The following is an 11,792-nucleotide window of genomic DNA, read 5'->3' on the forward strand; positions in this document are numbered from 1 at the left end:
CCTGGAATAAGTAATTTCGCGCATCCTCCTAGAAAGATCGCATGTCGTAATGTTTATCCATCGTTCGATGATGCGGTAACGGTGGAAGGATGGCCATAATGGCGCATGGATTGGAGCCCGGGCGCGGCCTGAGGAAAACATGGCTTTTCTGGGCTGGCACCGTGTCGGCTCTCGCCGCGATGAATGCGGCGACGCCCAGGGCGGCCCGGGCCGCGATGACGATCGATCTCGGGCCGCAACAATCCTTCACGCTGGGCGTCGGCGTACGCGGGCAGTACATGACGCAGGACCCGTCCACGCCGGACAATTCCAGCGCCGCCGCCGCCAGTGATCTGCGTATCTACATGGGGGCGCAGTTTCACCGCTACGTCAAGGCGACGCTGAATCTCGAACGCATTCGCGACGGCAACTGGGACGTTCTGGACGGCATCCTGCAGATCGAACCGACCAGGGCATTCAACATCTGGCTGGGGCGCATGCTGCCGGGCAGCGACCGGTCGAACCTGGATGGACCGTATTTCCTGAGTACCTATGCTTTTCCGATCGTATCGCAATATCCCGGCATGTGGTCGGGGCGCGATGACGGCGTGTCGGTCTGGGGCAGGCTCGCGGCCGATCATTTCCGTTACGTGTCCGGTATCTATCGCGGTCACAACTGGATCCCGGACGGATCGGACAACGGGGATCATCCCCTGTTCGCCGGGCGGGTGGAATATAATGTCCTGGATCCCGAACCGTCACCGGCCTATTACACGGCCAGCACATATTACGGCCGCGCCGATATCCTGGCGATCGGGCTGGCGGGGCAGTACCAGGTCGATGGCGTGGGCAGCGCGCAGCGCAAGGGGGATTACAAGGCCTGGAACGTGGATGGTCTGTTCGAAAAACGCATCGGCAGAAATGCATCGGCGGGCGTGTACACGCTGGAAGGCGCCTATTACCAGTACCATACCGATGGGGTGACGGACATTCCGCCCGGCTATAACGGCCGCTCGGCGGATTACGGCAATATCGGCGGAATTTCCAGCGGCACGGCGTTCCTGGCCAGCACGGCCTACCTCATTCCCTACCGGCTGGGCTGGGGACGGATGCAGCCGTTGGTGCGCTATCAGGAATTCCGCTACGCGCGAGGGCTGTACGGTCAGGGGCATCCCAAGACCAGGCAGTTCGATGCGGGGGCGAACTATGTCCTGGATGGTCATAACCTGCGGTTCACATTCGATTATGTGCATTATACGCCTGCCCAGGGACAAAAGGCCGACGCGTTCCTGCTGGGCATGCAGTTCCAGTATTGAACGCGCCTGTCCCCCCCCCGAACAAAGCGATTCATATCTTTTCCGGCCGGCGCGCACCTCCGCAGTGTCGCAGGTCAAAGCAGGAGTGCCGACCTTGAAACGACTGATCCTGTCCGCGATGTCCATCCTGTGCTGCCATCCCGCGGTTCGCGCGGCCCATGGTGCGGCGCCATCCATGTTGCCGGATTGTCGTCATCTGCTTGTGCAGGACGTCGCTTTGTCCGACCGGATCGCCGTCCGCCGGCATCGGGACGGCGGGGGGCCAGGGGCAACCGGGCGCAAGGGGGTCGAAATCCGCTTCGACCCGATTCCGGGCATCGGTATCCTGCATGGGGCGACCTTCACGCCGGCCGGCCGTCTGGAAAGCAACGCCCAGGCCGGCGAGACACTAAACGCACTGCAGGGACAACTGACCGCTCTGCGTATCACGGAGCGGCGGATGAACTGCCCGGCCAGTCCTGCGAAGCAATGACGGGCCAGCGTCGATCAGCCCTCGTGCAGCAGGCGCGACGCGGTGGCCGCCGCTGCCGCACGGGTGCTGAACCCCGTCTTGTTATAGATCTGCTCCATATGTTTATCGATCGTCCGGGGACTGACCTGCAGGATGTCCGCAATGTCGCGGCTGGTCTTTCCGCGTGAGATCCACAGCAGGACTTCGGCTTCGCGGACGCTGAGGCCGAGCTTGTCCTGCAGGATCCGTTCGGGTATGAGCGCTTGCGCCGTGATGCGGAACAGGCGTTCATTGTCACCGGTTGCGCCGACGAAAATCAGGCGAATCTCGCATTCTGCAACCTGGTGGCGCAGCATGACGGTTCCGGGCGGCATGTCCGCTACGTGTTTCGGCATCGTCGCGCATCGTCCGGCCGGCAGCAGCGCGAGCAGCCGCGTGGCCTGCGGCGTGGTCCACAGGATCTCCCCGCCGTCATTCATCGCCAGCAGAAAGCGCCCGGCATTGTCCAGGGCCCTGTATGCCGCGCGGATGCGGGACGCGGCTTCGATATGCACGGCGATACGGGCCAGGACTTCCTCCAGCGCCAGCGGCTTGGTGACATAGTCGACGGCTCCGGCCTCGAACGCGCGCAGGACATGTTCGGTCTCGGTCAGGCCGGTCATGAAGATCAGCGGGGTCGTCGCCATCCCAGGGTCCCGGCGGAGCAGGGCGCAGACGTCCCAGCCGGTCATGCCGGGCATCTGCGCGTCGACCAGGACAAGGTCGGGCACGGTACGCGTCGCCACCTCCAGCGCGGCCGATCCCGACTGGGCCAGCAACACGGCATAGCCGCGATCCGTCAGCGTTTCGTCCATCAGGCCGAGCACGGCGGGATCGTCGTCGACGACCAGGATATGGCGACGGGCAGGCGCCGATCTCGTCATGACTGGTCCCGCCGCAGATGGCGTCGGAGCGCTTCGAGCTGATAGGTCTCGGCAAGCGCGGCGAGGGGGGCAATGACGGCGTCCAGATCCGGCCTTTCGGTCCGCAGCGCGGACAGCCGTTCGCGGACGCGCCGGATTTCGCCACCTTCAAGGGCCGCGAGAAGCCTGTCGCGTTCGGCGGGGGGCAGCGTGCGCGGCGGCCCCTCCCGGGGGGCGTCCGCGGGTGCCGCCGCCGCCGGCGCGCCGGCGTCCGGCAGGATCCAGGTCAGGTCCAGCCTGCGTCCGATGGTCGCGATCAGGTGGGCCAGATTGACGGGTTTGCCGATGACCGGGCAATCCTCCAGGGACGCAACGTGACGGTTGGCGCTTTCGACCAGATTGCCTGTCAGGAACAGGATCGGCAGATGCGCCCAGGCGCCCGCGCGGATGCGCAGGGCCAGTTCCCGTCCGTCCATGCCGGGCATCGACAGATCCAGCAGCAGAAGATCGGGGGCAACCTGTCCCAGCATCCGCAGGGCGGCATCGCTGCCCTCGGCCGTTTCCACCCGGAATCCGCAGCGTGTCAGGAATTCGCGCATGATCTGGCGGTGCCGGGGATCATCGTCCACGACCAGGATCGTACGCGGCGGACCTTCATGGCCGACGGGCATGGCCGGCATGGCCGATGCCGCGCGATCCGCCCGGTCCGGCAGCATCAGCCGCACACGGAAACGCGACCCCTGTCCCGGCGTGCTGGTAAAGGTCAGTTCGCCCCCCAGCACCTCGGTCAGCAGCTTGGTGATGGTCAGGCCCAGGCCGGTGCCGGGGATGTCGGCGGTCGCCGCCGCGCGTGCGAACGGTTCGAAGATCCGGTCGCGGTCCTCGGGCGCGATGCCCGCGCCCGTGTCCTCGACCACCAGTTCGGCGATCTGGGCATGCCAGCGCGCTGAAAACGTAACCGTCCCCCGGCGTGTAAACTTCACCGCATTGGACAGAAGATTAAGAAGAATCTGTCGCAGCCTGTGTTCGTCGCAGGTCACGACCGCCGGCAGGGGGCCAGGTTTCCAGATAAAGGCGAGACCCTTCTCCTGCGCCTGGGGCCGGATCATCTGGGCCACCGATTCCAGAAAGGGCGCCAGGGCGATCGTATCGGAATGCAGCTCGATCCGACCGGCCTCGATGCGCGAGATGTCGAGAAGCCCGGACAGGATCGCCGTGATATGTTCGCTGCTGTCGCGCATGATGCGCAGCGCGCCCAGCCGTTCGGCGGGCATGCGCGGATCGTGCTGCAGCAATTGGATATAGCCCGCGATCGCGTTGAGCGGCGAACGGATTTCATGACTGATGCCGCTGATATAGCGCGTCTTGGCAAGGCTGGCCGCCTCGGCCTTCTCGCGGGCGGCCTGAAGGGCGCGGTCGGTGCGACGACGCGCGCGGATCTCGCTCAGCAGCAGGCGGGTCTGGTGCAGGGTCTCGCGTGTCGCCGTGCGGTGGCCTTGCTGCGCCATGATCAGGAACCACGCCCCGATCACGCAGGCAAGGAAGAGGACGATCAACGGCATGCCGAACGGGGACAGCCCCGTCTGCCGCGCCAGCAGGCCGGTGGCGGCGACGATGCCTGCCAGCATGACGGCGAAGCGTCCGCCGGGCGCGGTCATGGACCGGCGGACCGCCGGCGGCAGGACGTGCAACGGTGTCGCAAGCTGGCTGGCCAGACGCGTCGACACGGGCTTGCACCGGTCGCGGCACCGTGAATCGAGCGAACAGCACAGCGAGCAGATATCGCCGCCGTACGCGGGGCACGGTGCCATGTCCTCGGCGTCGAAACGATGTTCGCAGACGACGCATGTCCTGATGGGTTCCCGCTCCCATCCGGCGGGCTGCCGGCGGGCCAGATAGGTACGCCCGCCCGTGGCGCGGGCCAGCAGCGGAGCCGCCGCGCTGGAAACGGCCAGGGTCAGGAACGGCGCGAAGGCGGCGGCATAGGGGCCGATGGCGTCGCTGAGCGCCAGCAGCCCCGTGGCGGCGCCCAGCCCCCACGCGCCCAGGCCGACGATATTCAGGTCGGGCAGCAGCGCGCGTTTGAATTCCACCCGGCGCGGGCTGAGGCCCAGCGGCTTGCAGATCGCAACGTCGCCGAGGATCGCGCCGATCCAAGCGCAGGCCAGCACCGCATAGAAGGTGATGCCGGTCTGGATGGTGTTGACAAGACCGGCCTCCATCAGCAGCAGCGCGATCGCGATGTTGAAGATGACGTAGAACACGCGGCCCGGATGGGTGTGAGTGAGGCGCGAGAAGAAATTCGACCAGGCCAGCGACCCCGCATAGGCGTTGGTGATGTTGATCTTGACCTGGGACAGCGCGACCAGCGCCACGGTCAGCATGGTCGCGAAAAACGGGGTGGTGACCGTACCCCAGGCCAGGCGGTACATCATCCCGGGCTGGATGGCCTGCATGGGCGAAAGACCGGCGCGCAACGCCACCCACGCCAGGAAGGATCCGGCCAGAAACTTGAATGCGTCCAGAATCACCCACCCCGGCCCGCCGAGGATCAGCGCGAACCACCATCGGCGATGGTTGCCGGCGGTCGGAGGGGGCAGGAAGCGCAGATAATCGATCTGCTCCGCGCTCTGGCAGACCAGGACGATCATGACCGACGCGGCGCTGCCGATGGCCAGGCAGCTCATCGGCCGCACGCCCGATACCAGGCCCGGGAAATGCGTCCATTGCGGCAGCCAGTCCGGATGTCGCGCCGCCAGAACGATCAGCGGCAGCAGGTTGAGCACCAGCCAGACGGGCTGGGTCGTGATCTGAAAGCGTGCGATGAAGGCGAATCCCCAGGTCACCAGGGGAATGACGATCGCGGAGCAGACAAGGTAGGCCAGCCAGAGCGGCATGCCCAGCAACGCATGAAGCGTGCCGGCCAGGATCGCGGCCTCCAGCCCGAAGAAGATGAAGGTGAAGCTGGCATAGATCAGCGACGTGACGGTCGAGCCCACATAGCCGAAGCCCGTGCCGCGCGTCAGCAGGTCGACATCCAGCCCGGCCCGGGCCGCGGCGGCGCATAACGGCAGGGTGACGCAGAAAATGACGATCGTGACCAGGGCGATGGCCAGGACGGTATTGGTAAAGCCGAATGCCAGCGTCAGCGTGCCGCCAATCGCTTCCAGCGCCAGGAACGATATCGATCCCAGTGCGGTCAGCGCCGCGCGGCCGGGCGTCGCGGCACGGGCGGCATGCGCGGTAAAGCGCAGCGCATAGTCCTCGAACGTCTGGTTCGCCGCCCAGCGGCTATAGGCGCGGCGTGTGCGCGCAATGCGCAGGCGGCTGGCATCAAGGGGCAAGATCACGCTGTCCCGCAAGCAGGTGGATAATGACCATCCTATTCGCAACGGCGCGACGAGCCATACGCAGGATCGCGTATGGGAATCCCGCTCTCCCCAGCCCACAAGCGACATGCTTACAGGAGCGCCGATCCATGTCCGACAGTCTGCCGCCTCTCTCGCGCCGCGCATTCGGGCGCCTTGCGCTCGTCTCATCCGCTGCGGCGCTGGCGCCGGGGATGGAAGCGCGCGCCGCCGCCCCGAAAGGGGAGCCGATCAAGGTCGGAATCCTGCATTCGCTCTCCGGCACGATGGCCATCAGCGAAACGACGCTGAAGGATGTGATGCTGATGCTGATCGAAGAGCAGAACCGCAAGGGCGGACTGCTCGGCCGTCCGCTGCAGCCCGTCGTGGTCGATCCGGCGTCGAACTGGCCGCTCTTCGCCGAGAAGGCGCGCCAGCTCCTGTCCGTGGACAAGGCATCCGCCGTTTTCGGCTGCTGGACCAGCGTGTCGCGCAAGTCGGTGCTGCCGGTGTTCGAGGAATTGAACGGCATCCTGTTCTACCCCGTGCAGTACGAAGGGCAGGAATGCAGCCGGAACATCTTCTATACCGGCGCGGCGCCCAACCAGCAGGCCATCCCGGCGGTCGATTACCTGCTGAGCGAGGATGGCGGCGGCGCCCGGCGTTTCGCGCTGATCGGCACCGATTACGTCTATCCGCGCACCACCAACCAGATCCTGGCGAACTACCTGAAATCCAAAGGCATCGCCGGCGACGACCTGATGGTCGACTACACGCCGTTCGGCCAGTCGGACTGGCAGACCATCGTGTCGCAGATCAAGGCGTTCGGCTCGGCCGGCAGGAAGACGGCGGTGGTATCCACCATCAACGGCGATGCGAACGTTCCCTTCTACAAGGAACTGGGAAACCAGGGCATTTCCGCGACGGACATCCCCGTCATGGCCTTCAGCGTCGGCGAAGAGGAACTGGCCGGCATGGACACCAGGCCGCTGGTCGGCCAACTGGCCGCGTGGAATTATTTCGAAAGCATCGAGACGCCGGCCAACGCGGCCTTCATCAAGCAGTGGCATGCCTTCACGAAGAACCCGAAGCGCACCACCAACGATCCGATGGAGGCCCATTATATCGGTTTCAACATGTGGGTGCAGGCGGTGACCAGGGCCGGGACCACGGACCATGACAAGGTGATCGATGCCATGGTCGGCATCCGCCAGCCCAACCTGACGGGCGGGATCGCGCGGATGCTGCCGGACCATCACCTGGCCAAGCCGGTCTATATCGGCGAAATCCAGGATGACGGCCAGTTCAGTGTGGTGTGGAAGACCCCGGACCTGGTGCCCGGCCAGGCATGGTCGCCGTGGGTGCCCGAGACCAGGAACCTGATCGGCGACTGGACGGCGCCGATCCGCTGCGGAAATTACGATACGGTCGCCAAGACCTGCCTCGGAAAAAAAGGTGCGTAATGTCATACGGCTCTGCCTTGTCCTCGCCTTCTGGCTGGGGGTGATCGCCCCGGGGGCGCACGCCGGGGCGCATACCGGGGGGGCGCATGCCGACGATTTCGCGGGTCTGGCGAGCGGACGCTTCGAATCCGTCGCCGGCGGCGTCTCGGCGCTGGCGGCATCGGGCAATCCGCGGGCCGCGGACACCCTGCGGGCGCTGGAGCAGCGCAGGCTGTTCTCGGACGGCGCGGGCGGCCTGTTCATCCGGGACGGCGATACGTATCGCGACGCGCGGACCGGGCTGGCGGCCACGCCCGCGCCGGATACGCTGGATGGCGTGCGGCTGAACAATCATGTCCGCAAGGCCCTGGTCGAGGCATGGGCGGAACTGGATGTGTCCTCGCCCGATGTCGGGATCCGGCGGCAGGCGGCGACGGCGCTGTATCACCGGCATGACCCGGCGATGCTGCCGGTGATCGGCCGGGCCCTGGACAGGGAGAAGGATCGCGCCGTGCGGTCCGAACTCGAACAGGCCCGTGCCGCGACGATCCTGGGGCAGGCGCCCGCGCCCGGCCGGACGGCGCAGCGGCTGGATGCCGTCGCGTCCCTGCGCGCGGCCGGCGGGCTTGAGGCGCGCGGCGTCCTGGCGTCCGTGGCCGCGTCCACGGCGGAAACGCCCGCCGTGCGCGGCGCGGCGCGGGCGGCGGTGGCCGGCATCGACTGGCGGCTGCGCCTCTGGACCGTGCTGCAGAACGCATTCTACGGCCTCAGCTACGGTTCGGTCCTGCTGCTGGCCGCCACGGGATTGGCCATCACCTTCGGCGTGATGGGCGTGATCAACATGGCGCATGGCGAGATGATGATGATCGGCGCCTATGTGACGTGGGCGGTTCAGCAGGGCATCCGCATGACGATGCCGGGGCTGGAGCCGCTGGCTCTGCCGGTCGCCGTTCCCGCGGCCTTCGTCGTCTGCGCCGCGCTGGGGGTGTTGATCGAGCGCGGGCTGATCCGTTTTCTCTATGGCCGGCCGCTGGAAACCCTGCTGGCGACCTGGGGCCTGTCGCTCATCCTGCAGCAGGCGGTGCGATCGCTTTTCGGCCCGACCAATATCGCCGTGGAAACGCCGTCCTGGCTTTCGGGATCGTTTGCGCTGGGCGGCATGGACATCACGCTCGACCGGCTGGGGATCCTGGTTTTTGCCGCCCTTGTGCTGGCGGGACTGATGCTGGTGTTGCGTCGCACATCTCTCGGGCTCGAAATGCGGGCGGTCACGCAGAATCGTCGCATGGCGGCGCTGATGGGCATCCGCACGCCGCGCGCCGACGCGCTGGCCTTCGGTCTGGGCGGGGGCCTGGCCGGCCTGGCCGGAGTTGCCGTCAGCCAGATCGACAATGTCAGTCCCAATCTGGGACAATCCTATATCATCGACAGTTTCATGGTCGTGGTGTTCGGCGGCGTCGGCAATCTGTGGGGCACGCTGGCGGCGGCGGCGACGCTGGGCATAGGCGGCAAGGTGCTGGAACCGATAATCGGCGCGGTATCCGCCAAGATCGCGATCCTGGTGCTGGTGATCCTGTATATCCAGCGGCATCCACGCGGCATGTTCCCGGTGCGCGGCCGGGGAATCGAATCATGAGCGCGTCTTCTGCAACGCCGGCCCGGCCTTTCCCGGGGGCCGTCAGGACGGCGGCTGCCATCGTCACGGGGGCGGCCGTTCTGGCGGGGGCCAGCCTGCTGCCGCAGGATAATGCGCTGCATGTCTCGGCCTTCGTCGTAGGCCTGGCCGGCAAGTATCTGGCCTATGCGATGCTGGCGCTGGCGGTGGACCTCGTATGGGGCTTCGCGGGCATCCTGACGCTGGGGCACGCCGCCTTCTTCGCGCTGGGGGGATATGCCATGGGCATGTACCTGATGCGCCAGATCGGCGCGCGCGGTGTCTATGGCAATGCGAACCTGCCGGATTTCATGATCTTCCTGTCATGGCACCGCCTGCCCTGGTACTGGTGGGGCAGCGGACATTTCGCATGGGCGCTGCTGCTGGTCTTCGCCGTGGCGGGCCTGCTGGCGGGCCTGTTCGGCTGGCTTGCCTTTCGGTCGCGCGTATCGGGGGTCTATCTGTCGATCATCACCCAGGCGCTGACCTATGCGCTGATGCTGGCGTTCTTCCAGAACGGCCTTGGGTTCGGCGGCAACAACGGCCTGACCGATTTCAAGGATATCCTGGGGTGTGACCTGCACAGTCCCGTCACCCGGGCGGTGCTGCTTCTGGGGACGGCGGGCGCGCTCGCGGCGTCGCTGCTGGCGGCCCGGTTCGTGGTCGGGGGACGGTTCGGGCACCTGCTGGTCGCGGTGCGGGATGCCGAAAGCCGGACCCGTTTCCTCGGCTACCGTCCAGAGCAGGTGAAACTGCTGGTGTGGGTCTTCTCGGCCATGATCGCCGGGCTGGGCGGGGCGCTGTACGTGGCGCAGGTGGGCATCATCAATCCGGGCGAATTCGCGCCGGCCAATTCGATCGAATCCGTGATCTGGGTCGCGGTGGGCGGACGCGGCACGTTGTCGGGCGCGGTGCTGGGCGCGATCATCGTCAATGTCGGCAAGACGCTGTTCACCGCGTGGCTGCCGGAATTCTGGCTTTATGGGCTTGGCCTGCTGTTCCTGGTGACCACGCTGTTCCTGCCCCAGGGGCTGATGGGCCTGCGCCGGCCTGCGCCCAGGCGGCCGGCGGACGAGGTGACGCCCGAAATATCGCGGATTGAAGGCGGCGCGGCATGAGCGACATCCCCTTGCTCGAACTGCGCGACGTCAGCGTCGCCTTTGACGGTTTTTGTGCCATCGACGGGTTGAATCTGTCGCTTGCGCTGGGTGAATTGCGGGCGATCGTCGGCCCCAACGGGGCGGGCAAGACGACGATGATGGATATCATCACCGGCAAGACGCGTCCCGATACAGGCGTCGTGCGCTTTCGCGGCCGCGACCTGGCGCGGATGGACGAACCGTCGATCGCGCGGCTGGGGATCGGCCGAAAATTCCAGAAGCCGACGGTCTTCGAGGCCCTGACGGTCAGGGACAATCTCGTCCTGTCCCTGCGCGGCGTGCGCGCCCCGTTCGCCGTGCTCCTGGCCCGCCCGTCCGGCGCGGAGCGGGATAAGGTCGATCACCTGCTGCATGCCGTTCGGCTGGCGGATCACGCCGATCGCCGGGCCGGGGATATGAGCCACGGCCAGAAACAATGGCTGGAAATCGGCATGCTGCTGGGTCAGGAGCCGGATCTTCTGCTGGTGGACGAACCGGTGGCCGGCATGACGGACGCGGAAACGATGGCGACGGCCGAACTGCTGCGCGAGATCAACCGGACGCGCAGCGTGGTGGTGGTCGAACATGACATGGCTTTTGTCCGCGCACTGGACGTGACGGTCACCGTGCTGCACGAGGGCCGCGTCCTGTCAGAAGGAACGCTGGACGCGGTCAGCGCCGACCCGCGCGTGATCGAGGTCTATCTTGGCCGCTAGAGCAGATCCCATTCAAACGGAATCGTTTGAATGGGTGAAGATGCTCGATAAAATAACGACATAGAGCATTTCCGCTGAACCGGTGTTCAGTGGAAATGCTCTAGCAGGGGGGGCGGATCATGCTCAGGGTTGAAGACGTGCATCTGCATTACGGGGCGGCCATCGCCCTGCGCGGCGTGTCGCTGACGGCGAAGGCAGGTGAGGTAGCATGCGTTCTGGGCCGCAACGGAGTAGGCAAGACCAGCCTGCTGCGCGCCGTGACCGGCATGCATGCGGTCAGTGCGGGACGTATCGAATGGGAAGGCGAGGACATTACCCTCCTGCCGGCCTACGAACGGGCCCGGCGGGGGATCGCCACGGTGCCGCAGGGGCGGGATATTTTTCCGTTGCTGACGGTGCGCGAAAATCTGGAAACGGGGCTGGGGCTGCTGAAGCGGGGACAGAGGAAAATATCCGACGAGATCTTCGATTTCTTTCCGGTCCTGGGCGAAATGCTCGCTCGCCGCGGGGGGGATCTGTCGGGCGGCCAGCAGCAGCAGCTTGCCATCGCGCGCGCGCTGGTGATCAATCCGCGCGTGCTGGTTCTGGACGAACCGACCGAGGGCATCCAGCCAAGCATCATCAAGGAAATCGGAAAAATCATCGCCAGATTGCGCGCGCGCGGCGACATGGCGATCCTGCTGGTGGAGCAATATTTCGATTTCGCGTTCGACCTGGCGGATACCGTATCCGTCCTGGATCGCGGCCAGGTTGCCCTTTCCGGTCGTGCGGAAACCCTGGCCGCGGAGGACGTGCGCGCCTATATTGCTATCTAAGCATTCAGTGCCGGGATTTGATGGTGCAATC

At 65.9% G+C, this 11,792-nt stretch carries 9 protein-coding genes; 7 read left to right on the plus strand and 2 right to left on the minus strand.

All coding sequences use genetic code 11. The annotated features are described in order from the left end of the window. Positions 1-179 precede the first annotated feature (179 nt). Both QN315_RS12195 and QN315_RS12200 read left to right on the plus strand, forming a co-directional pair. Entirely contained in the window at positions 180-1,295 is a 1,116-nt protein-coding gene (locus tag QN315_RS12195) for a porin (protein ID WP_408904633.1), read from the plus strand. Between the two features lie 94 nt (positions 1,296-1,389). Further along, positions 1,390-1,767: a hypothetical protein gene (locus QN315_RS12200; RefSeq protein WP_323989544.1), complete on the plus strand. Its 378-nt coding sequence runs from the start codon at positions 1,390-1,392 to the stop codon at positions 1,765-1,767. 14 nt (positions 1,768-1,781) lie between these two features. Here the strand turns inward: QN315_RS12200 and QN315_RS12205 are convergent, their stop codons facing one another. Next, entirely contained in the window at positions 1,782-2,669 is an 888-nt protein-coding gene (locus QN315_RS12205) for a response regulator (protein WP_323989545.1), read from the minus strand. Beyond that, positions 2,666-5,998: an ATP-binding protein gene (locus QN315_RS12210; protein ID WP_323989546.1), complete on the minus strand. Its 3,333-nt coding sequence runs from the start codon at positions 5,996-5,998 to the stop codon at positions 2,666-2,668. The genes QN315_RS12205 and QN315_RS12210 overlap by 4 nt, the downstream gene beginning before the upstream one ends. 128 nt (positions 5,999-6,126) lie before the next feature. On the opposite strand from QN315_RS12210, the gene urtA reads away from it, so the two are divergent. The 5 genes from urtA to urtE all read left to right on the plus strand — a co-directional run bounded on the left by urtA (position 6,127) and on the right by urtE (position 11,761). Continuing rightward, a complete protein-coding gene (gene urtA / locus QN315_RS12215; RefSeq protein WP_323989547.1) occupies positions 6,127-7,458 on the plus strand; it encodes an urea ABC transporter substrate-binding protein in 1,332 nt (443 codons plus the stop codon). Beyond that, a complete protein-coding gene (gene urtB, locus QN315_RS12220; protein ID WP_408904512.1) occupies positions 7,451-9,073 on the plus strand; it encodes an urea ABC transporter permease subunit UrtB in 1,623 nt (540 codons plus the stop codon). Before urtA ends, urtB begins: the two co-directional genes overlap by 8 nt. Next, a complete protein-coding gene (gene urtC, locus QN315_RS12225) occupies positions 9,070-10,209 on the plus strand; it encodes an urea ABC transporter permease subunit UrtC (protein ID WP_323989548.1) in 1,140 nt (379 codons plus the stop codon). Before urtB ends, urtC begins: the two co-directional genes overlap by 4 nt. Further along, positions 10,206-10,946 (plus strand): urea ABC transporter ATP-binding protein UrtD, encoded by a 741-nt coding sequence (urtD, locus tag QN315_RS12230; protein ID WP_323989549.1) that lies wholly within the window; start codon positions 10,206-10,208, stop codon positions 10,944-10,946. The genes urtC and urtD overlap by 4 nt, the downstream gene beginning before the upstream one ends. A gap of 119 nt (positions 10,947-11,065) precedes the next feature. After that, positions 11,066-11,761, plus strand: a complete 696-nt coding sequence (gene urtE, locus QN315_RS12235; RefSeq protein ID WP_323989550.1) for an urea ABC transporter ATP-binding subunit UrtE — start codon at positions 11,066-11,068, stop codon at positions 11,759-11,761. Positions 11,762-11,792 lie beyond the last annotated feature (31 nt).

This window comes from Nguyenibacter sp. L1, assembly GCF_035199985.1.
GTDB classification, from domain to species: Bacteria; Pseudomonadota; Alphaproteobacteria; order Acetobacterales; family Acetobacteraceae; genus Gluconacetobacter; species Gluconacetobacter vanlangensis.